Source organism: Streptomyces sp. BK208 (assembly GCF_004364245.1).
Taxonomy (GTDB): Bacteria; Actinomycetota; Actinomycetes; order Streptomycetales; family Streptomycetaceae; genus Streptomyces.
In genome coordinates this window covers 189,634-212,435 of the sequence record NZ_SOAV01000004.1, presented here as the reverse complement: position 1 = coordinate 212,435, position 22,802 = coordinate 189,634, and the positions used below count along the sequence as shown (strand labels likewise).

The 22,802-nt window shown below is 74.2% G+C and carries 24 protein-coding genes; 11 read left to right on the top strand and 13 right to left on the bottom strand.

Translation table 11 applies throughout. From position 1 onward, the window contains the following. Window positions 1-58 precede the first annotated feature (58 nt). Window positions 59-940, top strand: coding sequence for an SIS domain-containing protein (locus tag EV562_RS11945; protein ID WP_133886747.1), 882 nt, complete (start codon window positions 59-61; stop codon window positions 938-940). A gap of 88 nt (window positions 941-1,028) precedes the next feature. Beyond that, window positions 1,029-1,919 carry a ketose-bisphosphate aldolase gene (locus EV562_RS11940; RefSeq protein ID WP_133886746.1) on the top strand — a complete coding sequence of 297 codons (891 nt, stop codon included), beginning with the start codon at window positions 1,029-1,031 and terminating at the stop codon, window positions 1,917-1,919. Here EV562_RS11940 and EV562_RS11935 read toward each other — a convergent pair. After that, the gene (locus EV562_RS11935) at window positions 1,909-3,042 is read right to left on the bottom strand and encodes a methyltransferase (RefSeq protein ID WP_166661755.1); all 1,134 of its coding nucleotides are present in this window, start codon (window positions 3,040-3,042) and stop codon (window positions 1,909-1,911) included. The two genes, EV562_RS11940 and EV562_RS11935, sit on opposite strands and share 11 nt — an antisense overlap. Window positions 3,043-3,239: 197 nt before the next feature. Between EV562_RS11935 and EV562_RS11930 the strand changes: the two genes are divergently transcribed. Continuing rightward, window positions 3,240-3,890 carry an alpha-ketoglutarate-dependent dioxygenase AlkB gene (locus EV562_RS11930; protein ID WP_133886744.1) on the top strand — a complete coding sequence of 217 codons (651 nt, stop codon included), beginning with the start codon at window positions 3,240-3,242 and terminating at the stop codon, window positions 3,888-3,890. On the opposite strand, the gene EV562_RS11925 is transcribed toward EV562_RS11930, so the two are convergent. Beyond that, window positions 3,887-4,756, bottom strand: a complete 870-nt coding sequence (locus EV562_RS11925; protein WP_133886743.1) for an AraC family transcriptional regulator — start codon at window positions 4,754-4,756, stop codon at window positions 3,887-3,889. The two genes, EV562_RS11930 and EV562_RS11925, sit on opposite strands and share 4 nt — an antisense overlap. A gap of 109 nt (window positions 4,757-4,865) precedes the next feature. Here EV562_RS11925 and EV562_RS11920 point away from each other — a divergent pair, with 109 nt between their 5' ends. Next, window positions 4,866-5,237: a cupin domain-containing protein gene (locus EV562_RS11920; protein WP_133886742.1), complete on the top strand. Its 372-nt coding sequence runs from the start codon at window positions 4,866-4,868 to the stop codon at window positions 5,235-5,237. 60 nt (window positions 5,238-5,297) lie between these two features. Here the strand turns inward: EV562_RS11920 and EV562_RS11915 are convergent, their stop codons facing one another. Beyond that, window positions 5,298-5,693, bottom strand: a complete 396-nt coding sequence (locus EV562_RS11915; protein ID WP_133886741.1) for a hypothetical protein — start codon at window positions 5,691-5,693, stop codon at window positions 5,298-5,300. Window positions 5,694-6,021: 328 nt separating this feature from the next. On the opposite strand from EV562_RS11915, the gene EV562_RS11910 reads away from it, so the two are divergent. Beyond that, entirely contained in the window at window positions 6,022-6,849 is an 828-nt protein-coding gene (locus EV562_RS11910; RefSeq protein WP_166661754.1) for an alpha/beta hydrolase, read from the top strand. Between the two features lie 190 nt (window positions 6,850-7,039). Continuing rightward, window positions 7,040-8,278, top strand: a complete 1,239-nt coding sequence (locus tag EV562_RS11905) for an ROK family protein (protein WP_133886739.1) — start codon at window positions 7,040-7,042, stop codon at window positions 8,276-8,278. Between the two features lie 16 nt (window positions 8,279-8,294). Here the strand turns inward: EV562_RS11905 and EV562_RS11900 are convergent, their stop codons facing one another. The 6 genes from EV562_RS11900 to EV562_RS11875 all read right to left on the bottom strand — a co-directional run bounded on the left by EV562_RS11900 (window position 8,295) and on the right by EV562_RS11875 (window position 11,694). Then, window positions 8,295-8,693, bottom strand: coding sequence for a VOC family protein (locus EV562_RS11900; protein WP_133886738.1), 399 nt, complete (start codon window positions 8,691-8,693; stop codon window positions 8,295-8,297). After that, window positions 8,687-9,088, bottom strand: a complete 402-nt coding sequence (locus EV562_RS11895) for a tautomerase family protein (protein WP_133886737.1) — start codon at window positions 9,086-9,088, stop codon at window positions 8,687-8,689. The genes EV562_RS11900 and EV562_RS11895 overlap by 7 nt, the downstream gene beginning before the upstream one ends. Before the next feature lie 118 nt (window positions 9,089-9,206). After that, window positions 9,207-10,115, bottom strand: a complete 909-nt coding sequence (locus EV562_RS11890; RefSeq protein WP_133886736.1) for a phosphotriesterase — start codon at window positions 10,113-10,115, stop codon at window positions 9,207-9,209. Continuing rightward, entirely contained in the window at window positions 10,112-10,699 is a 588-nt protein-coding gene (locus EV562_RS11885; RefSeq protein ID WP_133886735.1) for a DUF4865 family protein, read from the bottom strand. Before EV562_RS11885 ends, EV562_RS11890 begins: the two co-directional genes overlap by 4 nt. 10 nt (window positions 10,700-10,709) lie before the next feature. Next, window positions 10,710-11,105: a cupin domain-containing protein gene (locus tag EV562_RS11880; RefSeq protein WP_133886734.1), complete on the bottom strand. Its 396-nt coding sequence runs from the start codon at window positions 11,103-11,105 to the stop codon at window positions 10,710-10,712. 16 nt (window positions 11,106-11,121) lie between these two features. Continuing rightward, the gene (locus EV562_RS11875; protein ID WP_243860038.1) at window positions 11,122-11,694 is read right to left on the bottom strand and encodes a TetR/AcrR family transcriptional regulator; all 573 of its coding nucleotides are present in this window, start codon (window positions 11,692-11,694) and stop codon (window positions 11,122-11,124) included. 227 nt (window positions 11,695-11,921) lie between these two features. On the opposite strand from EV562_RS11875, the gene EV562_RS11870 reads away from it, so the two are divergent. From EV562_RS11870 to EV562_RS11860, 3 genes are read left to right on the top strand one after another with little or no spacing between them, the layout of a single operon-like run. Beyond that, a complete protein-coding gene (locus tag EV562_RS11870) occupies window positions 11,922-12,206 on the top strand; it encodes an SHOCT domain-containing protein (RefSeq protein WP_133886732.1) in 285 nt (94 codons plus the stop codon). Then, window positions 12,203-12,952, top strand: coding sequence for an ABC transporter ATP-binding protein (locus EV562_RS11865; protein ID WP_133886731.1), 750 nt, complete (start codon window positions 12,203-12,205; stop codon window positions 12,950-12,952). The genes EV562_RS11870 and EV562_RS11865 overlap by 4 nt, the downstream gene beginning before the upstream one ends. Continuing rightward, on the top strand, window positions 12,949-15,510 hold the full coding sequence (locus EV562_RS11860) for an ABC transporter permease (protein WP_133886730.1): 2,562 nt from the start codon (window positions 12,949-12,951) through the stop codon (window positions 15,508-15,510). Before EV562_RS11865 ends, EV562_RS11860 begins: the two co-directional genes overlap by 4 nt. A 678-nt stretch (window positions 15,511-16,188) precedes the next feature. Here EV562_RS11860 and EV562_RS11855 read toward each other — a convergent pair. Both EV562_RS11855 and EV562_RS11850 read right to left on the bottom strand, forming a co-directional pair. Then, window positions 16,189-16,695: an ATP-binding protein gene (locus EV562_RS11855; RefSeq protein WP_133886729.1), complete on the bottom strand. Its 507-nt coding sequence runs from the start codon at window positions 16,693-16,695 to the stop codon at window positions 16,189-16,191. Between the two features lie 215 nt (window positions 16,696-16,910). Then, entirely contained in the window at window positions 16,911-17,234 is a 324-nt protein-coding gene (locus EV562_RS11850; RefSeq protein WP_133886728.1) for a hypothetical protein, read from the bottom strand. Window positions 17,235-17,593: 359 nt separating this feature from the next. On the opposite strand from EV562_RS11850, the gene EV562_RS11845 reads away from it, so the two are divergent. Further along, window positions 17,594-18,718, top strand: a complete 1,125-nt coding sequence (locus EV562_RS11845) for a PLP-dependent cysteine synthase family protein (protein WP_133886727.1) — start codon at window positions 17,594-17,596, stop codon at window positions 18,716-18,718. A 13-nt stretch (window positions 18,719-18,731) separates the two neighbouring features. Here the strand turns inward: EV562_RS11845 and EV562_RS11840 are convergent, their stop codons facing one another. Then, complete coding sequence (locus EV562_RS11840) at window positions 18,732-19,205, bottom strand: SRPBCC family protein (protein ID WP_133886726.1); 474 nt, start codon at window positions 19,203-19,205, stop codon at window positions 18,732-18,734. A 145-nt stretch (window positions 19,206-19,350) separates the two neighbouring features. Next, entirely contained in the window at window positions 19,351-20,175 is an 825-nt protein-coding gene (locus EV562_RS11835; protein ID WP_133886725.1) for a DeoR/GlpR family DNA-binding transcription regulator, read from the bottom strand. Window positions 20,176-20,431: 256 nt separating this feature from the next. On the opposite strand from EV562_RS11835, the gene EV562_RS11830 reads away from it, so the two are divergent. Continuing rightward, on the top strand, window positions 20,432-22,789 hold the full coding sequence (locus tag EV562_RS11830) for a hypothetical protein (protein WP_133886724.1): 2,358 nt from the start codon (window positions 20,432-20,434) through the stop codon (window positions 22,787-22,789). Window positions 22,790-22,802: the final 13 nt, after the last annotated feature.

Here is a 22,802-nt window from a genome sequence, read left to right as displayed (position 1 = left end):
CTCGAAAGCTCGCTATATCTTGCAGGAACAATCAGCCTGTGTGCGGGGAGAGTGCGACATGACGTACGTCGAGGACGAGCTCAACAGCCAGCCCGAGTGCTGGGCACGCGCCGCGGCCCAGGCGGCGGACCACACACCGGCGCTGCCGGCGGCGGGGGAGCGGGTGGCGATCGTCGGATGCGGCACCTCGTACTTCATGGCGCAGGCGGCGGCGGCCCTGCGCGAGGACGCGGGCCTGGGGGAGACGGACGCGTTCGCCGCCTCCGAGTTCCCGCGAGGCCGCGCGTACGACCGGGTCGTCGCCCTCACCCGGTCCGGCACCACCACCGAAGTGCTGGCGCTGCTCGCGGAGTTGAAGGGCCGCACGCGGACCGTCGCGCTCACCGCCGACCCGGGGACGCCGGTCATGACCGCCGCCGACGACCTGGTCGTCCTCGACTTCGCCGACGAGCGGTCCGTCGTGCAGACGCGGTTCGCGACCACCGCGCTCACCCTGCTCCGCGCCCACCTGGGCCTGCACACCGACGCCGTCGTCGCCGACGCCCGCACCGCGCTCGCCGCCGAACTGCCCGAGGGGCTCGTCGAGCGCACCCAGTTCACCTTCCTCGGCCGGGGCTGGACCGTCGGACTGGCCAACGAGGCCGGCCTGAAGATGCGCGAGGCCTCCCTGTCGTGGACCGAGGCCTACCCGGCGATGGAGTACCGGCACGGCCCCATCAGCATCAGCACCGCGGGCACGGCCACCTGGATGTTCGGCGAGGCGCCCGAGGGGCTGGCCGATCAGGTCCGGGAGACCGGCGCGATGTGGGTGCCCGGCGAGCTGGACCCGCTGGCCGAACTGGTCCGCGCCCAGCGGCTGGCCGTGGCCGTCGCCGCCGCCCGCGGCCTCGACCCGGACCGCCCGCGCCATCTGACCCGCTCGGTGATCCTCGCCCCCTGAAGCCTCCTGAAGCCCCCCGAAGCCCCCGGGCTCGCTCCCCGGAGCCCGCTGCCGAAGCCCGCCCCCCTACGCCCGGATAGGACAGACCGTGCCCCTCGCCACCACCGGCGACCTGGTCGGCCGTGCCACCGCCGCGCGCTCCGCGGTCGCCGCCTTCAACGTCATCACCCTGGAGCACATCGAGGCCGTCGTCGCGGGCGCCGAGTCCGCGCGGATGCCCGTCGTCCTCCAGGTCAGCGAGAACGCCGTCAAGTACCGCTACGGCCGCCTGCTGCCCCTGGCCCGCGCGGCCGTCGCCGCCGCCGAGGGCGCCGCCGTGCCCGTCGCCCTGCACCTCGACCACGTCCAGGGCGACGGCCTGCTGCGGCAGGCCCCGGACGCCGGGTTCAGCTCCGTGATGTACGACGCCGCCCGGCTGCCGTACGCGGACAACCTCGCGGCGACCCGGGCCGCCGCCGACTGGGCCCACGCCCAGGGGCTTTGGATCGAGGCCGAGTTGGGGGAGGTCGGCGGGAAGAACGGCGCACCGCCGCTCGACGCCCACGCCCCCGGTGCCCGCACCGACCCCGCCGAGGCCCGCGCCTTCGTGGCCGACTCCGGCGTCGACGCCCTGGCCGTCGCCGTCGGCAGCTCCCACGCCATGACGACGCGCACCGCGGCCCTCGACCACGACCTGCTCAAGGCGCTGTCCGGCACCCTGGACGTGCCCCTCGTCCTGCACGGCTCCTCCGGCGTCCCGGACGACGAGCTCGCCGCGGCCGTCGCGGGCGGCATCGCCAAGGTCAACGTCGGCACCGCCCTCAACATCGCCATGACCGGCGCGATCAGGGAGCACCTGGCCGCCCGGCCCGACGCGGTGGACTCGCGCGACTACCTCACCGCGGGGAGGGAGGCCATGGCCCGTACGGTGACGGCGCTCATCCAGGTGGTCGCCCGGACCGCGCCCCCTCCCGCGGCCGCTCCGGCCGCTACTGCTTGACCGCCCTCAGCACCACGAACTTCCGGTCGCCCGCGACCAGCCGGCTGTTGCCGAACAGGCGACGCAGCGTGACGTGGTACCCCAGGTGCCGGTTGCCGACCACCCACAGTTCGCCGCCGGGGCGCAGCGCCCGCCGCGCCCCGGTGAACATCCGGTGGGCCGTCGCGTCCGTCGTCGCCTGATGGGAGTGGAACGGCGGATTGTTGAGCACCAGGTCGACATTTCCGTCCGGCACCCCGGCCAGCCCGTCGCCGAGGCGGAACTCCGCCCGGCCCGGGGAGCCGTTCGCCCGGTACGTCGCCTCGGCCGAGGCCACGGCCTGGAACGACTCGTCGGTGAACAGCACCTCGGCGTCCGGATCGGCCAGCGCCACCGCCGTACCGACCACACCGTTGCCGCAGCCGAGGTCCACGACCCGCCGGAAGGCCCCGGGGTCCGGCAGGTGCCGGAGGAAGAAGCGGGTGCCGATGTCGAGCCGGTCGGCGCAGAAGACGCCCGCGTGGCTGACGACGGGGCGGCCGGAGAGCGGTCCCACGTCGTCGGGGAGCCGGTAGCCGAGCGGCCAGGGGTTGGCCGGCCGCTCCAGCGCGGGGTCGGGCTCCGAGAAGATCAGCCGGGCCTTCCTCACCGCCAGCGAGGTCCGGGTCGGCCCGACGATCCGCTCGAACAGCCGGAGCGTCGAGGTGTGGATCTCCTTCACCATCCCGGTGCCCACCACGACCGTGCCCTCGTGCAGCGCGGGCGCCAGCCGCAGCAGCTGGTCCTCCAGCAGCGCCAGGCTCTTCGGCACCCGCACCAGCAGTACGTCGACGCGGTCCGGCGGCGGGTCCTGCGTGGTGAGCAGGCGCACCGCACCCGGTGCGGCGCCGGCCCGCTCCAGGTTGGCCCGCGTCGCCTCCCGGGCGAGGTGCGAGTCGGTGATCTGCACCGGCCGGTGCGCCGCGAGCGCCGTCACCAGCGCTCCCCAGCGGTCGCCGACGACCACGACCGTGCCGTCGAGCGGCACCTCCCGCTCGGCGAGGTGCCCCAGCAGGTACTCGTCGGACGCGTCCCAGGCACGCAGCCGGTCCCGCGGGTCCTCCGGGTAGCGGGACAGCACGTGCTCGCCCCACGGCGTGGCCATACGGCCGTCACGGTCGCTGCGGTCGTGCGCACCGCGGTCGTGCGCACCGCGGTCGTCCGCGCCGCGTTCGTCGGGGCCGGGGGTGTTCGTGCTGCGGTGGTTCGTGCTGCGGTCGTTCATCGTGTGCCCAGGCTAGCCGAGCCGCAGCTCAGCGCCGGTCGCGGCGGTGAGGCGGGACGCGGAGGCACGATGGGGGCATGGACGCCGAGCTGTTCCCCAGGACCCCGACCGTGATCGCGCCCGCTGCCGTCCACGTACCGGACTGGCTGGACGCGGACGCGCAGCGCGAGCTGCTGGACGCCTGCCGGGACTGGGCCCGCCCCCCGGCGGGACTGCGCACGGTGCGCACCCCGGGCGGCGGCACCATGACCGCCCGGCAGGTCTGCCTCGGCCGGCACTGGTACCCGTACGGCTACGCCTCCACCGCGGTCGACGGCGACGGCGCCCCGGTCAAGCCCTTCCCCGCGTGGCTCGACGACCTCGCCCGCCGTGCGGTGACCGACGCGCTGGGCACCGAGGCGGTGGCACCGGCGCCGTACGACATCGCGCTGGTGGATTTCTACGACGCCGACGCGCGCATGGGCATGCACCGCGACGCGGACGAGCGGTCCGACGCCCCCGTGGTCTCCCTGAGCCTCGGTGACACCTGCGTCTTCCGCTTCGGCAACCCGGAGACCCGCACCCGCCCCTACACCGACATCGAGCTGCGCAGCGGCGACCTGTTCGTCTTCGGCGGCCCCTCCCGGCTCGCCTACCACGGCGTCCCGAGGGTGCACCCGGGCACCGCACCGCCCGAGTCGGGACTCACCGGACGGCTGAACATCACGCTCAGGGTCAGTGGGCTCTAGTGCTCCGACGGCGTGGGTACGCCGGGTCCGTGGTGGGGGAGGGGAGGGGCGGCCGAACCGCTGTGGGTGCGTGCGTAACGCGCGGGTGTGGTGCCGACGTGGCGCATGAAGTGCCGGTTCAGGTGGGCCTGGTCGTGGAACCCCACAGTCGTGGCGACATCGGCGGGCCGGTGGCCGTCGAGGAGCAGCTGTCGTGCCTGGTCGATGCGCTTGCCGGTGAGATAGGCGTGGGGCGGCAGGCCGTACGTCAGCTTGAAGCAGCGGATCAGGTGGGTGGGGTGGGCGTGCAGGATGGCGGCGGCTTCGCGCAGGGATATGCCGGCGCGTGTCCGGGAGTCCAGTAGATCCCGCAATGCGGTGGCGAGCCGGTTCGCCTCACGTCCCGGTACGCGAGGGTGGAGACCGGTGAGGTGGAAGCCGAGCCGTTCCTGGATGAACGAGAGGCGGGACTCGGCCTCCAGTTCGCCCCCCGTACGGGCAAGTGCGGCGTGCAGCCGGTGGATCCGGTGGCGAAGCAGCCGGTCGTCGATGACCGGGGTGTCCACGGCGCGGCCGGCCAGCCGTTGGGGGAGTACGGAGTCGTCGAGGTAGAGGTTGCGCTTGCGGAATCCGGACGCGGTGACGGTCCGGCCGTCGTGGGAGACGCCAGGCGGCAACAGGAGGACGCAGGAGTTGCCGGTCGCCCCGTGACGGCGGCGGTCGAGTGCGAAGTCGACCGCCCCGTCATCGAGGATCATCAGGTCCCACGTGCCGTGGGTGTGGGCCGGGTACGCGTGCTCGGTGAAGTGCGCGTGGAAAACCTCGGAGATGCCCGGGACCTCGGGCCGCCATGCGCTGACGGAGGCGCGGGGTCGGTGTCCAGTCATGCCAGGAACGTACAAGACCGGCACGGTCCGGGGGCGGCAGGCTGATGAAGCCGGCCGAAGGGTGCCCGAGGAGGTGCCCCGGTTGACCGGCCTTGCGGAAGGATGCCGTATGTCCAGGTCTGTTGTGCCCGTCAACCTCGTCGACAAGCTGGCGCAGTTCAGCGAGCTGTGGTCGCAGAAGCGGGTGGCTGTGGTCAACGACTACGAGGTCAAGGTGGCAAAACTGAAGGGGGAGTTCGTCTGGCACACCCACGAGGACACCGACGAACTGTTCCTGGTCATCGCCGGGCGGCTCAGAATCCAGCTCAGGGACGCCGATGTGGTGCTGGAGCCCGGCGAGTTGTTCGTGGTTCCCCGTGGGGTCGAACACTGCCCCGTGGCGGACGAGGAGACCGCGATTCTGCTGTTCGAACCGAAGGGAACGATCAACACCGGCGACGCGGGCGGACCGATGACCAAGGCGGCCGAGGTCCTCGGCTGACGTGGACGGCTGCGGTGGCCGACACCCCGCGGCGAGCCTGCCCGGCGGGCCTGGACGGGTTCAACGGCCTTTGGTGTGCGAGCCCGAGGGCCGGGGCAGTGGCTGACGCCAGTCGCCCAGGGCCGTCACAAGGAGCCGGCGGGCGAGGAGACGTACTTCGTCCCACGCCGGATCCGCGAGCAGGGCGTCGGCCCAGAGGCCGACGCGGCATCCGGCATCGATCTCGCCGACGCGTCGGCCGATCGCCCGGAAGCCGCGCAGGTCCCCGGGCCCGAACGCCCCGCGCTCCGTGAGTCCTTCAGCGATGGAGCAGATGAGTTCCACCTCCTCGACGACGTCCTTCGTCTCCACGTCCCGCTCGCCCAGCCAGGCAAGCTGATCAGGGGAGTCGGCCGCGAAGAGGACCATGCAACGCAGCGACCAGTCACGAAGTTTCGCATCGCCGAGATCGTTCATCCGTGCAGGATCGCACGCGGAGTTCGCTTGCCCACGGCAGGACGGAGAACGAGGCCCTCGCTGCGGGTACGGCGGAGCCTCGGGCGACCGGCGCCCCGCCCAGAGGTGTTGCCAGGTCCACCCCGGCAGGGGTGCTGAGCCGCTGGTGGGCTCGGCGTGACGCTCATAGCGTCGGGGCATGACGGATTCCACGAACGATCAGCGATCGGGTACCACCAGGCGGACGGCGCTGCGCGGTCTGGGGCTCGCGGTGGGTGCCACCGCCCTGTCCGGCGGGGCCGGAGCGTCGCGAGCAGCGGCTGAGCCTCGTCGCGGGTCCACCACCTACGTGCTGGTGCACGGCACCCACAGCGCCGGCGCGTTCTGGACGCCGATCGCGCGGGAGTTGACGCTCCGGGGCCACCGCGTCGTCATGGTGGACCAGCCGCGGCACGGCACGGAGGCCTTCCTCCCGGAGTCCTACCAGCGGCAGGACCTCGAAGCGATGGCGTCCGAGCCCTCCCCGCTGTCGGGCCTCGGACTGGACGACTACGAGGCACGCGTCACGGGTGCCGTGCGGCGCGCGGCGAGGAACGGCCCGGTGGTGCTGGTCGGGCACAGTCTGGGCGGCGTGTCGGTCAGCCGCGTCGGCAACGCCGTCCCGCACCTGCTTCACCACCTCTGCTACATGGCCGCCTTCTGCCCCAGCCGTGCCCTGCCCACAGCGGACGCCTGCACGGCGGCACCCGAGAACGCCGACGCCGTCAGTCCGGTCGAGCTGACGGTGGGCGACCCGGACCGCCTCGGAGTGCTGCGGCTGAACTTCCGGACAGGTGAGCGTCGTGAACTCGCCCTTCTCAAGGAGATGATCTGCGCCGATTACCCGGAAGCCGACTTCCGCCGGGTACTGGCCGGCATGCAGACCGACGAGCCCGTCGCCGCCTACGCGGGTCGAGCCGTCGGCCGCGCCGAGAGCTGGGGACGCATTCGCCGCACCTACCTGCGCTTCGGTGAGGACCGGACGATAGCCACCGCTCTCCAGGACAGGATGGTCGCGGAAGCCGACGCGCTCACCCCCGGCAACCCTTTCCGCGTACACGACTTCCCGGAGGCGTCCCACGTGGGCCCGCTGGACCCCGCTCCCGTCACCGACGTCCTGGACACTCTCGCGGCGTAGACGCAGCCCGGTCGTGAGCACCTCCGCCTCCCACTCGGGTCAGTGTGCCTCCCCAGGACCAGGCAAGTGATCGTGGGACGGACTTCCTGCGGGGCCAGGCCAGCCGGGTCGTCGTGCTGGGTCGCCCGGACCGAGATCGGAAGAGGCGTCCCGGGCGGCGACACGGACGGATCATGGGAGACTCCCCCTCATGAGCGGCAAGGCGGACCCCCGGGCGGCGGGGGAAGGGACCACCTCGAGGACGCGGCTGGACCGGGGACGCGGTGCGCTCGGACCCGCGTTGGAGCTGGTGCACACCGGCCGCGCCCCCACCCGGGCCGTCCTCACCGCGGAACTGGGGGTGACCCGCGCCACGGCGGGCGCGGTGGCCGCGGAACTGGAGGCGCTCGGCCTGATCCGGGTGGACGCCCGGCCCGGCGCGGCGGCCGGCTCCCAGGGCCGCCCCTCGCACCGTCTCTCGGTCGCCGAGGACGGGCCCGTCGCCCTCGCCGCCCAGATCCACGCCGACGGTTTCCGCGCGGCCCTGGTCGGTCTAGGCGGCCGGATCGTCGCCACCGCACCCGGCTGCGAGGTCGTCGACGCCGACCCGGCGAAGGTGCTGGGCTCCGTCGTCGAGGCGGGCGCGGAACTCCTGAGCCGGACCGGGCGCCGCTGCGTCGGCGCGGGGCTCGCCGTGCCGTCGGCCGTCGCGGAACCGGAGGGCCTGGCCCTGAACCCGCTGCACCTGGCCTGGCCGGCGGGTGCCCCGGTGCGGGAGATCTTCGCCCGGCAGGTGCGGGCCGCCGGGATCGAGGGGCCCGCCTTCGCCGCCAACGACGTCAACCTCGCGGCCCTCGCCGAGCACCGCCACGGCGCCGGACGCGGCGCGCGCGACCTGCTGTGCGTGGCCACCGGCCACCGCGGGGTCGGCGGTGCGCTGGTCCTCGACGGCCGCCTGCACACCGGCAGTTCCGGTCTCGCCCTGGAGGTCGGCCACCTCGCCGTCAATCCCGAGGGGCGCCCCTGCCACTGTGGGAGCCGCGGCTGCCTGGACGTGGAGACCGACCCGCTGGCCTTCCTCACGGCCGCCGGACGCGAGCCGGGCCCCGACGTCTCACTGCTCCAGCGGTCCTACGACCTGATCCGCGACCACTACGCCGACCCGGCCGTCCGCACCGCCACCGAGACCCTCATCGACCGCCTCGGCCTGGGCCTCGCCGGCCTGGTGAACATCCTCAACCCCGACCGCATCGTCCTCGGCGGACTGCACCGGGCGCTTCTCGACGCCGACCCGGAGCGGCTGCGCGCGGTCGTCGCCGGGCGCAGCCTGTGGGGCCAGAGCGGCGGCGTGCCGATCCTGCCCTGCGGCCTGGACCACAACAGCCTCGTCGGTGCGGCCGAGTTGGCCTGGCAGCCGGTCCTGGACGACCCGCTGGGCGTACCGGCGTAGGCAGCCGGAGGACGCCTCAGGTCGCGGGCCCGTCGCCGCCGCTCGGCGCGTGGCCGAGGTCGATGACGCAGAAGACGTTGCCGTCCGGGTCGGCCAGGACGACGAAGTCCGGGTCGGGCGGGTATCGGTCCCACTCGACGGCCCGCGCCCCCAGGGCGATCAGCCGCCGCACCTCCGCCTCCTGCTCCTCGGCTGAGTCGGTGAACAGGTCGAGGTGCAGACGGGGGCGCGGCTCCACCGGCGAGTCGCTGCGCATCAGTCCGAGAGCGCGGCCGGAGCCGTCCGCGTGGTACAGGGTGCGCCACGTCTCGCTCTGCCGTTCCTCCGTGGTGACCAGCGGCAGCGCCTGGGTCCAGAACGCCACCGCACGGGGGATGTCGGTGACACCGATGACGGGAATTCCGAGTCTCAGCATGATCGCGACCCTACGTACTGTGCGAGCCCGTCGCCCAGCGACCAGTCGGCGGAGGTGTTCTCGCTCAGGGTGACGAGGACGTTGCGGGGGGCCGTCCCCGCGTACTCCTCGGCGAGTTCGGCGATCCGGTGGTACAGCGCCTCCTTCTGCCAGGTCGTCCGCCCTGCCCGCAGGGTGATCGCCACGAAGACGATGCCCTCGTCCCGGTGCACGCCGAGGTAGTCGTCGTGGGGCAGGGTGCCGCGGGCGGCGTCGTGCGCCGTCAGCACCTGGAAGCGGTCGTCGGGCGGGATGCCGAGCGTCTCCACGAGGGCGTCGTGGACGGCCCGGCCGAGCGCGTCGAGCCGGTCCGGGCGGGAGTCGGTGCCGTAGGCGTCTATGCGTACGAAAGGCATGGGGTTCCCCTGTCGAGTGGTAGGCCGCATCCGCATCCGGTGCCGGTCGGTGCCGGTGCCGGTGCCGGTGCCGGTGCCCGGACCCGGGTCCGGCAGCCCGCGGCGGGTGGCCCGGACGTCAGTGCCAGGCGACGGCGAACGCCCGCGCGGGATTGTCGGTGAGGATGCGCCGCACCAGGTCGTCCCCCACGGCGAGCGCCAGCCGGGGCGCCACGCGGCGCAGCAGGTACGGCATCCCCGGCCCGCCGTCGACCGACCGGGCGGACGCGGTGGTCGTGTCGCCGCCGAGCAGCAGCCGGTCGCCGAACCCCGCGTCGGCGAGGTCCCGCACCGCGTCCGGCATCCGCCAGTCGGTGGCGTGGTTGCCCCGCGACGGCCCGTCGAAGGCCAGCCAGCACCCCGAGCGGGCGGCGAGCCGGTGCGTCACGGCGTCGGGGGCGCGGTTGAGGTGCCCGAGGATCAGGTGGTCCGGCGGTACCTCCAACTCGCCGCACAGCAGGTCCAGTACGTCCAGGGCGCCGGTGCCCAGCTCCAGGTGGACGGCGATGGGCGCGCCCGTCGCGTGGTGCGCCTCGGCCGCCGCCGACATGGTCCACCGCGCGTGCGCGTCGAGCGCGTGGAAACCCCCGGCCACCTTGATCAGTCCGGCGCGCACGCCCGACGTCCCGATGCCCCGCGTCAGCTCGCCGACGAAGACCTCGGCGAGCCGGCCCCGCAGCGCGGCGAGGGTCTCCTCTGCGTAGTGGACCTCCTGGTGCAGCCCCGTCGCGGCCACCACGTGCACTCCGGTCTCCCGGGACAGTCCCGGCAGATCGGCGGCCCGCCGTCCCAGCCCGTACGGCGTCCACTGCATCACGGCGCCGCCGCCCCGCTCCCGGAACGCGGTCAGCTCGGCACGTGCAGCCGCCGCGTCGTCCAGCTCCTCGCCGGGCAGCCGGGGAGAGGCGAAGAACAAGTGGTCGTGCGCGTCGCACACGCCCAACTCCCCACCGGGCACGTCCCCGAGCACGGTGCGGACGGCGCTCACCACTGCCGCCCCCTCGCCAGCAGGCCCCGCCCCGGCTCGGAGAGGTGCAGCACGTGGAAGACCTCGCCCTCCGCCCCGTCCGGCGCCTCGCCCGCGTGGAGCGAGAAGTGCGCCAGCTCCCAGCGGGCGGTGTCCACGACCGCCGCGGCGAGCAGCGTCCCGTCCGCGGCCGCCAGCCGTCCGGCCTCCCGCACGGCCCGCTGCGCCACCTCCGACAGCGCCCCGCCTTCCGGGACCGGCTGCCTCCGCAGGACGGCCACCCGCGCGGGGGAGCCGGCGGCGCCGCCCTCCTCGTACGCGAGGCCCGTCCACTGCCGGACCGCGGGCCGGCCGAAGTCGTCGGTGGGCCGCTGGAAGGCGCCCTCCCAGAGGAAGGCGTTCATGCCCTCCACGCTCCGCCACAGGTAGAACGGTGCGTACTGGTTGACCGGTGACCCGTCCCGCCCGCGCTCGCGCACCAGGTAGGCCTTGAGTCCGAGGCCGGGCCAGTCGTCCAGCAGGTGCCCGGTGCCGGCCACGCGGTCCCTGATGACGTCCATCGGGTAGTCGGCGGGCAGGGTGAACGAGTACTGCATGGCGTGCATGGATGCCCCCTCAGGCGTGCTGGTCCTCGTCGGCGACGTGCGCGCCCCACTCGGTGGTCGTGCCGTCCCCGGCGGCCTCGACGACCGCGAGGTGGGTCATGAAGGTGCGCGGCCCGGCGCCGTGCCAGTGCCACTCGCCCGGTGCGATCCACACGGTGTCGCCCGCGCGGACGTGCTCGACCGCGCCGCCCCTGCGCTGCACCCGGCCCTCGCCCTCCAGGATGTGCAGGACCTGGCCGTGCGGGTGGTGGTGCCAGGCGGTGTGCGCGCCCGGTGCGAAGTGGACGTTGAACATGCGGAGCCGGGAGGGCGCCGGGGGCACGGCGATCTCGTCCAGCCAGACCGCGCCGGTGAAGTTCTCGGCCGGGCCCTGCTCGGTCGCGGGGCGCTGTCGGGTGATGTGCACTGGTCCTCGGACTCCTCTACGCGGTGGTGTTCCTGTGAGTGGCGAGCAGCGAGAGCAGCCCTCGGACGGCCGCCTCGAAGGCGGTGGGGGAGCCGGACGCGCGGGCCAGCACGTAGCCGCCCTGGACGGTCGCGACGACCGCCGCCGCGACCTCCGCCCCGTCCAGCGAGGGCGCGAACTCGCCCTGCTCCCGGCCCTCCTCGACCAACCCGGCGATCCGCTCGCGCAGCCAGTCGAGGGTCTCGTCCACTGGGGCGCGCAGGGCGTCGTCGGCGATCACGTCCGGGTCCATGGTCAGACGGCCGACCGGGCACCCCCGCAACACGTCGCGCTCGCGCAGCAGATACGCCTCGATCCGCTCGTACGGCGTCCCCGGGCCGTCGAGCAGGGCGGCGGCGGTGACCCGCATCTCCTGGGCCGTCCGCCGGATCGCGGCGAGCGCGAGATCGGGCTTGCCCTTGAAGTGGTGATACATGCTGCCCTGCCCGGCGCCGGCCCGTTCGAGGATCGCCTTGGGGCTGGTGCCCACGTATCCCCGCTCCCACAACAGCTCGCGGGTGGACTCGATCAGTCGTTCCGAGGTGCTCATGCACGCACTGTACATACTAGTAGTTACAGAAGTCGAGTGATCGGGGAAGCGCGGCGTGCGAGGGGGAAGCGGGAGGGCGCAGCGGGAGGGGGGAAGCAGACGCGCGCCGCCGGAGTACTCCCGGCGGCGTACGCACACTGCCGCTGGCCGTACGACGACCGGGGCCCCCTCCCGGAGCGAGGCTCGGAAGCGACACGAGGGACATCGCGACCGAGGAGTTGGACGACATGGAGACCCTGGCACAGTTCGGCGACGGCGGGCCCGGCCCGTGGATCCTGCTCTTCCCGGTGATCTGGGTGCTGGTCATCGGCGGCGGCATCACCCTGCTGCGCCGCACGGTGTGGCGCGGGCGCCGCGGCCCCGGGCGGCCGGGGAGCGCCGAGGACAACTCGCCCATCACGGTGCTCGGCCACCGCTTCGCCTCCGGCGAGATCGACGAGGACGAGTACTGGCGCCGCCTGTCCGTGCTGGACGAGCAGTTCGGCAGGAGCGGAAAGGGCGGCGCGGCATGACCACGACGACCGTCACCCGGGCCGCCGCCCGGGTCGTGGACGCCGTGAAGGTGTACGGCGGTGGCGACACCGCCGTACACGCCCTCGACGGCGTGAGCGTCGACTTTCCGGCCGGCCGCTTCACCGCCATCATGGGGCCCTCCGGCTCCGGCAAGTCCACCCTGATGCACTGCGCCGCCGGCCTGGACACGCTCACCTCGGGCAGCGCCCACATCGGCGACACCGACCTCGGCACCCTGGACGACCGCCGGCTCACCCTGCTGCGCCGCGACCGCGTCGGCTTTGTGTTCCAGGCGTTCAACCTGGTGCCGACCCTGACCGTCGCCGAGAACATCACCCTCCCCCTCGACCTCGCCGGAGGGCCCGGTGACACCGAGTGGGTCGACGCCCTGATCGACGTCGTCGGACTGCGCGACCGCCTCCACCACCGGCCCGCCGAACTCTCCGGCGGTCAGCAGCAACGCGTCGCCGTGGCCCGCGCCTTCGCGGGCCGGCCGGACGTGGTCTTCGCCGACGAGCCCACCGGCAACCTCGACTCCCGCTCCGGCGGCGAGGTGCTGGGCCTGCTCGGCCGCACCGTCCGGCAGACCGGCCGCACCGTCGTCATGGTCACCCACGACCCGGTCGCCGCCGCCCACGCGGACGAGGTCGTCTTCCTCGCCGACGGACGCCTCGTCGACCGTATGGACGCGCCCACCGCCGACACGGTCCTCGACCGGATGAAAGCCTTCGAGGTGCCGTCATGAACGCCTCCGTCCGCCTGAGCGCGTCCTCGCTCAGGGCCCACAAGCGACGCTTCGCCGGTACGTTCCTCGCCGTGGCCTTGGGCGTCGCCTTCCTGGCCGGCACCCTCGTCATGGGCGACACGCTCCGCGCGAGCTTCGACACGATGTTCGGCGACGCCGCCGGCGGCACCGACGCCGTGGTGCGCAGCGCCGACGCGATCACCGCGCCGGGCGAGAGCCAGGGCGTGCGGCAGCCGGTCGGCACCGGCCTGGTGCGAACCGTCGAGCGGGTGCCCGGTGTCGCGGCCGCCGCTCCCAGCATCCAGGGCGCGGGCCAGCTCGTCGGTGCGGACGGCGACCCGATCGGCGGTCAGGGCCCGCCCACGCTGGCCGGCAACTGGATCACCGACCCGGAGCTGAACCCGTACCGCCTCGCCGAGGGCCGTGCCCCGCACAGGTCCGGCGAGGTCGTCGTCAACCGCGGCGCCGCCGAGAAGGGCGGCCTGGCGATCGGCGACACCACCGTCCTGCGCACCCCCGACCCCGTCGAGGTCACCATCGTCGGCCTCGCCACCTTCGGCGGTGCGGACGGCATGGCCCAGGTGACCTTCACCGGCATGACCCAGGCCGACGCCGAGAAACACCTCAGCGCGCGGCCGGGCGAGGCGGCGAGCATCCAGGTGCGGGCCGGGCCGGGCGTCGGCCAGCGGGAACTCGTGGAGCGGCTCACCCGCGTGCTGCCCGGGGGCGTCGAGGCCATCACCGGGCAGGAGTCGGCCGCGGAGAACACCGACATGATCTCCAGCCGGTTCCTGACGCTGTTCACGACCTTCCTGCTCGTCTTCTCCGGCATCGCCCTGCTGGTCGCGACCTTCTCGATCCACAACACCTTCGCCATCGTGGTCGCCCAGCGCACCCGCGAGAACGCCCTGCTGCGCGCCATCGGCGCCTCCCGGCACCAGGTCACCGCCGCCACTCTCGTCGAGGCGGCCGTCGTGGCCGTGACCGCGTCCGCCGCCGGACTCGCGGGCGGCATCGGCATCGCGGCCGGGCTCCAGGCCCTGTTCCCCGCGATCGGTTTCCCGTTCCCCGACGGCGCCCTGGTGATCGGCGCGCCGTCGCTGCTGCTCCCGCTCGCCGTCGGCGTCGTGGTCTGCCTCGGCTCCGCCCTGCTGCCCGCCGTCCGTGCCGGGCGCACGGCACCGCTCGCCGCGCTGCGCGAGACGGCCGTCGACACCTCCGGCGCCTCCCGCGCGCGGGCGGTCACCGGCACGGCGCTGCTCGGGCTCGCCCTCGCCCTGACGCTCGCCGGGGTCCTGGTCTCCCCGTCGGTGTGGCAGGCGGGAGCGGGCGCCGTCCTGGCCCTGGCCTCCTTCGTCGTCCTCGGCCCGGTCGCCGCCACCGCCGCCGTACGCGTCCTCGGTGCCCCGCTGGACCGGATGCGCGGCGTCACCGGGGTCCTCGCCCGGCGCAACGCGCTGCGCAGTCCCAAGCGGACGGCGGCGACCGCCGGGGCGCTGATGATCGGCGTGGCGGTCGTGTCGCTGTTCACGGTGTTCGGCGCCTCGCTCAAGGCGACCATGGACCAGACCGTCTCCCGGTCCTTCGCCGGCGACGTAGCCGTCAGCGCGCCGTCCTTCGGCGCGGGCGGCAGCGGCCTCAGTCCCCGCCTGGCCGGTGCGGTCCAGGAGCTGCCCCAGGTGGACACCGCCGTCGGACTGGGCCGCGGGGTGGCGGAAGTCGACGGCAGGGGACGGGCGTTGACCGTCACCGATCCGGACGCCCTGGACCGCGCCTTCGACCTGGGCACCGTCCACGGTTCCCTGGACGACCTGGGCGCCGACGGCCTCGCCATCACCGAGAGCGAGGCGGAGAAGCAGGGGCTGACCACCGGGGACACCACCCGCCTCACCTTCACCGACGGACGCAGCGCCACCTTCACCGTCCGCGCGGTCTACGGGCAGTCGGAACTCGTCGGCGACTACGTCATCACCCGCACCGCCTGGGCCCCGCACCGCACCCAGGACTCCGACACCCTGATCGCGGTCGACTTCGCGGACGGCGTGGACCCGGACGAGGGCAGGGCCGCGGTCGAGAAGGTCGCCGACCGGTACGGCAACCCCGAGGTGCAGACCCGCGACGCGTACGCGCGGTCCTCGGCGGGCGGGATCGACATGATGCTGACCCTCGTCTACGCGCTGCTCGCCCTCGCGGTGCTCATCGCACTCCTGGGCATCGCCAACACCCTGACCCTGGCGGTCCACGAGCGCACCCGCGAACTGGGGCTGCTGAGGGCCGTCGGGCAGACCCGGGCGCAGCTGCGGGCCATGGTCCGCTGGGAGTCCGTCCTGGTCGCCGCCTTCGGCACGGCCGGCGGGCTCGGTCTCGGCGCCTTCCTCGGCTGGGTCCTCGTGGCGGCCTCCGACGGTGCCTCGGACTCCGCCTTCGTCTTCGCGCTGCCGCCCGTACGGCTCGCCGTGGTGGCTCTGGTGGGCCTCGCCGCCGGGGCCTTGGCGGGCCTGCGACCTGCCCGGCGGGCCGCCCGCCTGGACGTCCTGCACGCGGTCGCCACGGAGTAGTCGGGTCCCACGGCGCGGCGCCGGGCGTCGATCCCGGTCGGCTTGCCGTCCTGCACCGTCCCCGCCGTCGCACGGCGAGGACGGCGGGCCGGCCGCCGGTGCCCGGCGCCCACGCCGGGCACCGCGGCGGGGAGTTGGTGAGCGGCCTCCTGGAGAGGGCACCGGCAGCGGCGGGACCGGGTCCGCCGGTGCCGGTGCCGGTGCGCGGGCGAGGGAGTGCGCGGAACCCGTTCGCACGAAACCCGTCCGCGCCGGGCCGCTCAGCCCGGCGTCAGGCGTCGGTTCGTCCCGGTGCCAGGTCGTCCGCCCAGCCGGCCGCCAGGACGGACGTCGCCTGCCGGGCCTCAGGACGTCGGCCGGTACGGCGAAGTCGTGGCCCGGCCCGTCGCAGCGGGCCACGCCGGACACCGGACGCCGACCGCCCACGCGCCCGGCAAGACGGCGGCAGGCCCGCCATCCGGGCCCGCAACCTCCGGCCGGGACCGTCCCGGTGAGCCCGTCCACCGCCCGCGGGGTGCCCGCCGGCCGCCGCTCGCCCGCTGCCCTTGGCCGCAGCACCGCCCGCCCCGTGACCTCGGTCCGCGGCGCGCCGCCGGCCGCGCCATGCACGGCAACTCGTCCCGGCCGCAGGCCGCAACGCCGTGGCACGGTCCACGCCGGTGGAGGGTCACCGCCCGGTCAGCCGACAACGGCCGGCCGGGCGGGAGCGGGTTGGGGGCTGCCGAGGTCGACCGCGTGCTCGACCTCGGCGAACGCGGCGACCGGTACGTCCTCGACCAGCCGGCGCGGCGGGCGCGTCGACACGGGCGGTACGGTGCCGACCGCCGTCGGAAGCGTGAACCAGACGACCTTGCCCGACTCACCGTCCGGCCGTGCGCCCCAGCTCTCGCTCATCGCGGCCACCATGGCGAGCCCACGCCCACGGGTCGCGAGGGGCCCGGCGTCGTCCACGACGGGCAGGCTCGGATCCTGGTCGCGCACCGAGACCGTGAGCCGGTCCAGGAGCAGTTCCATCTCCACGGTGCAGGTCTTGTCCGGCCGCGCATGCAGGTGGACGTTGGTCAGCAACTCCGTCACGCCGAGCACGGCCCGGTCGATCAGGAGGTCCATATGCCAGTAGCGCAATTGCGCAGATACGATTCTGCGGACCTGGCCGATCCGCGACGGCAGGGCTTGGAGCTCCACCGTGCAGTGTCTGCTTGGGTGAGTGATCACGGCTGCGACTCCCCGACATAGAGGTCCGGAAGAACACGGAGTTCGGATCCAGCGGGGCGCACGTGGCACACGCCGCCCGCTGTCGTGGCCGGCGGGCTGGTTCGCAGCGTTATCGCCGGTAAACCCAGAGTGACGTGAGACCAGCGTGACGCAAGGGGTGAGGCACCGCAACTTACGGCCATCTCTCAGGCGCGGCGTCCGGCCGCCCTGCGCACCGCTTCGATGAAGCGGCCGGCCGCCGGTGGGCCCGGCTCGCCGGGGGCGGGGTCGCGCTCGCCGAGCGTCAGCAGGTACCGCTTGCCGTCGAGGTCGGCCAGTGCCCGGTCGTGCGGGGCGAACCACGGACGGGAGGCCCGCACCGCCTGCACCGGCGCGCTGTCTATCTCGCTGCCGTAGCTGGTGAGCAACTCGACCCTGCCACCGCTGATCCGGACCGTCCCGGCCCGGGTGAGGGAACGCAGCCGCTTGCCGATCCGCACCCCCGTGGCCCTGAACTCCGGCTCCGCCATGGCCGTCGCCCCCTCGTGCGCGTCGGTTGCCGGACCGTGCAGCGACCGCGGTGCTCCCGGTACCGGCTCGTGTCGTGCTCCCGTGTACGTCCGCGACGGGAATCCGTTCCCGCCGCAGGCAGTCTGCCCGCACCGCGCGCCGAGCACCAGTACGCGCTGCCCCTTTCCGGAGGCGACCGGAGCACTCGCGCGAATGCGCCCCCCGTCGCGCCCGTACCACGCCCACCTCGGCTCCCCAGGAGTGGCTTTGAGGCACCCAAAGGGGTGTTTATGCAGGTGAGAAGCGTGTGGAAGGTGTTTATGATCGGGCTGTCGGCCGCGCTGTCCGCCGTCGGCGCGCAGCGTAAGGAGCCCCCGAAGTGAGCACTGACCGGCAGCCCGGCACCGGCGCCACCCTCGACGTCGACCACAGCGACGCCGCCTACCGCACCTGGCTGAAAGAGGCCGTCCGCAAGGTCCAGGCCGACGCCAACCGCTCGGCCGACACCCATCTCCTCCTGTTCCCGCTCCCCGAGCACTGGGGCATCGACCTGTACCTGAAGGACGAGTCGACCCACCCCACCGGCAGCCTCAAGCACCGCCTCGCCCGCTCCCTGTTCCTCTACGGCCTGTGCAACGGCTGGATCCGGCCGGACCGGCCGGTCATCGAGGCGTCCAGCGGTTCGACGGCCGTCTCCGAGGCGTACTTCGCGAGCCTGATCGGCGTGCCGTTCATCGCCGTCATGCCCCGCACGACGAGCACGGAGAAGATCCGCCTGATCGAGTTCCACGGCGGGCGGTGCCACTTCGTGGACGACTCCCGGCGGATGTACGAGGAGTCCGCCCGCCTCGCGGCGGAGACCGGCGGCCATTACATGGACCAGTTCACCTACGCCGAACGCGCCACCGACTGGCGCGGCAACAACAACATCGCCGAGTCGATCTTCCGGCAGCTGAGGCTGGAGCGGTACCCGGAGCCTTCCTGGATCGTCGCCACGGCCGGCACCGGCGGCACCTCGGCGACCCTCGCCCGCTACGTCCACTACATGCAGTACGACACCCGCGTCTGCGTCGCCGACCCGGAGAACTCCTGCTTCTTCGAGGGCTGGACCACCGGCGACCCCGACGTGGCCTGCGACCGGGGCTCCCGGATCGAGGGGATCGGCCGGCCCCGCATGGAACCGAGCTTCGTGCCCGGCGCGATCGACCGCATGATGAAGGTGCCGGACGCGGCGAGTGTCGCGGCCGTACGCGCCCTGGAGCAGGTCGTGGGCCGCAAGGCGGGCGGCTCGACGGGCACCGGGCTGTGGAGCGCGCTGAAGATCGTCGCCGAGATGGTCTCCGCGGGGGACCGGGGCAGCGTCGTGACGCTGCTGTGCGATCCGGGGGACCGGTACCTCGACAAGTACTACTCCGACGCCTGGCTCGTCGAACAGGGGCTCGACATCGCGCCGTACACGGCGGCGATCGAGTCGCTGCTGCGGACGGGCACCTGGCCCTGCTGACACCGGCCGCGGGCTACGCGCGCCGCAGCCGCCGGTCCAGCGAGGTGACCGCGCCACCGAAGGCCCGCCCCAGCCCCGGACGCGCCCGGGCGAGCACGAAGCGGAACGGCGCCGTACCGTCCGCCGCGAACGTCCACCGCACCCGCGTCCCGGTGCCGGCGGGTGTCAGCCGCCACTCCTCCAGCATCGCCCGGGCACCCGGCGCGTTGGTGACGTCGACGCGATAGGCGTACACCTCGGGGCGCTCGGCCGCCAGTACCGTCTCCACGAAGCGCGCACCGCCCCTGAGCCGGATCTCGCGCCCCGCGCCCTCACCGATGGGCCGGGCGAACGTCACCGCCGAGAACCACGCCGTCCAGCCGGGCACGTCCTCGGCCAGGGCACGGAAGACGGCGTCCGGCGCGGCGCGGATCTCCCGGGCGAAGACCAGGCGTACCTGCGCCGTCCCGGCGAAACCGAGACCCACTGGACGCAGACGGCGGACCATGGGCACACCCCCCTGGTGAGCAACGGCGCACGCGGACGACCGGCCGAGTGGCGCCACGATAACCCGGGGCGCGCCGGGTGTCAGCGGGGCGAGCGAAGCACGGCAGCGGCCCGTACGCCTGGTTCTTCGCGCCGGCCGGCGGGCGTCAGTCGGCCGACGGCTCCGGCTCGCCCGCGACGACCAGCCCGAGGTGCTCGGCCACCTCCGTGCGCGCCTGGCCGGACAGACCGGAATCGGTCACCAGCGTGTCCACCTGATCCAGCGCCGCGAACGAACTCAGGCCCACGACGCCCCACTTGGTGTGATCCGCGACCACCACGACACGCCGTGCCGACTGCACGAGGCGCCGGTTCGTCTCCGCCTCCGCGAGGTTCGGCGTGGACAGACCGGCCTCCGCCGATATCCCGTGCACACCCAGGAACAGCACGTCGAAGTGGAGCGTCGCGATCGCCTGGTCGGCCACCGGGCCAACCAACGAGTCGGACGGCGTGCGCACACCGCCGGTGAGCACCACCGTCGCCGCGCCCTGCCGCGCCCCGGAGGTGCGCTGCGCGACGTGGAACACGTCGGCCACCCGCACCGAGTTGGTGACCACCGTCAGGTCCGGCACGTCCACCAGCCGGTGCGCCAGCGCGTACGTCGTCGTCCCGCCCGACAGGGCGATCGCGGCGCCCGGCGCGACCAGCTCCGCGGCGGCCCGCGCGATGTCCTCCTTGGCGGTCGGCTCCAGACCAGACTTGGCCTCGAACCCCGGCTCGTGGGTGCTCGCCTCGGCCACAGGGACCGCGCCCCCGTGCACCTTCTCCAGCACACCCTGCCGGGACAGCGCGTCGAGGTCGCGGCGGACCGTCATGTCCGACACGCCCAGCTTGCGGGTCAGCTCGTTGACCCGGACCCCGCCCCGGCGGCGCACCTCGTCCAGGATCAGGGCGCGCCGCTGCTCCGCGAGGAGGTTCGGATTCTCGCTCACGTACGCTTCGGTCCTTTCGCCGCACAACCGCCCGACACGCCGACGCACTCGCTCCGATGAGGACTTCTCCCCGCACCTGTGCGCGGACGTCCCATCCTCGCACGCCCCATCGCGGCCCGCGCCACCGCCCGGCACGGCGGCGCCGGTCACACGGATCGGGGAGATTCCGTGCCGAGGGGTGCGGGACGCCCCCGGAACGGAGATCCTGGTGCCCGCACGGACACGGCCGACGGCGCGTCACGCGGGAGTGCGGACAGTGGAACAGACGCAGCAAGGACCCGGGAGCGCGGGGACGGACGCGAGAAGCGGCACCGCTCTGGAACTCCTGGTGCACGGAGTGGGCGGTACGTCGCCCGCCGAGATGCTGGACGATCCGCGGACCGTCCGGATCACCGGCGACCACGTCGCGGCCGTGTTCCGGCGCGCCGAGGACGCCGACGCCGAGTCCCGGCCCGCCGACTACCGGGGCCGCCCGGTGCCCGAGGCCTACGTCTGGTGCAACCTCACCTCCGGCAACGGCACCCGCGCCCTGTGGCTGCTGCTCCTGCCCTTCATGGTCGTCAACATCGCCCACTGGATGCGGCCAGCCGCCGACGGCCGGGTCCGCACGGTCCGCCTCTACGGGCTGCTGGTGCGGCTCGCCGGCCTCACCCTCACCGTGCTCCTCGTCGCCGCCGCCTGCGAGGTCGCGCTCGACCTCGTCGCCTGGCAGTGCGCGGGCACGCGCGCGTGCGCCGAGCGGCACTCCTGGCTCGGCTTCTTGTCACCGGCGACCTCGGACGGCGGCTGGTGGACCCTGCCCGGCCGCAGGCTCGCCCTCGCGGCAGCGGTGCCCGCCGCGCTGACCGGGCTGCTGTGGTACCTGTCGCTGCGCACCTGGCGGGCCTACGAGTCCCAGCAGCCGATGGACCGCGAGCCCGACCCCGAGGAGCACTCCCGCCGCGCCGCGCTCGGCCGCCCCGGGTTCTGGTACGGGCGCCGCCTGGTGGCCCGGCTGCGTGCCGCGCACACCGCCGCAGGGCTGCTGACGGTCGCCGTGGCGGTCGTCCTGCCCGCGGCCCGCTTCGACCGGCGCCCCGGCGGGCCCGCGTCGCTCGACGCGCTGGGATGGGCGCTGGCGGGGGCGCTGGCCGCGGCGGCGGTCGGCGTGGTCGCGGTGGTGTGCCGCCGGGGCCGCAGCGAGCGGTACGTGGACCGGCGGCTCGACGAGCACCTCGTACGCCTCCTGCCGCTCGCCGCTCTCCTCCTGTTCGTCCTCGCCCTGCTGTACGGCGGCTGGGCCCGTCCCGGGTGGACGTCGGACGGGCGGCTGTCCGGGGACGCGGCCTTCGGCGGCATCGCCCTGGTGCAGGGCCTGCTGGTGATCGCGCTGGCCGTGGTCGCCCGCCTGCTCCACCGCGCCCGCCCCGACGCCCGCGCCGCGATCGGGGGCCTCGGCGGTCCCGCCGTCGCCATGCTGGCCTGCGCGCTGGGCGGTGTCATGTCCGGCGGCGTCTCCCAGCGCGTCTCCGACTGGATGGACGGCACCGGCACCTTCCTCGACGGCCCGCCCGTCCTGCTCACCTGGCAGGCGTCCGTCATCCCGCCGCTGCTCGTCGTCGTCCTGCTGATGTGCGCCGTGCTCGCCCGGCACACCCTGCGGCTGGCCCGCGCGGAACGGGACGCCGTGGAACGCGATCACCCGGGGGAGAGCGGAGACCCGGGGCGCACCCGGCGCATCGCCCTCACCCGCGCCACGGCCACGCTCACCGACCTGGCTCCCGTCCTCGTCGCCGTCACCTCCGCAGCCACCCTGCTGCTCGGCGCCGGGGCCCTGGTGGGTGCCCTGACGACCGGGAAGGTGCCCGGCGAGGCCGCGCGCGGGACGTACGCCGTCGTCCAGGGGGCCGCCCAGACCGCGCAGGAGCTGGGCTCCTGGCTGATCGGCCTCGGCTTCATACTGTTCGTCACCTGGGGCAGGCGCGCCTACAAGGACGCCTCCGCGCGGCGCACCATCGGCATCCTGTGGGACGTCGGCACCTTCTGGCCGCGCGCCGCGCATCCCTTCGCGCCCCCCTGCTACGCCGAGCGCGCGGTGCCCGACCTCACCTGGCGGATGGCGACCTGGACCCGCGCCACCGGCGGGCGGCTCGTCATCTCCGGCCACTCGCAGGGCAGTGTCCTGGCCGCCGCCGCGTCCTGGCAGCTTGAGCCGTCCGCCCGCAGCCGTGTCGCGCTGCTCACCTACGGCTCCCCGCTGGAGCGGCTGTACGGCCGCTGGTTCCCGGCCCACTTCGGTCCCGACGCGCTCGCCTCGCTGCACGAGGAGGTCGACTGCTGGCGCAACCTGTACCGGCGCACCGACCCCATCGGCGGCCCGGTGCGGCTGCCGGGCGACGCGGGCCCCGCCGTGGACCGCGCCCCCCTCAAGGACCCGCTGACGTACGGCCGGACCGAGACGCACCCGCTGCCCGCGCCGATCCTCGGCCACTCCGACTACCAGGCCGACCCGGCCTTCGTCGAGGAACGACGGCGGCTGCTGGCCCGGCTGCGACCGGAGGTGCCGGCGCCGCGCCACACCGGCGGCGCGGCCCCGCCCCTCCCGGCGGCGGACGACGCGACGGAAACCTGCTGAGGCCCGCCCCGGC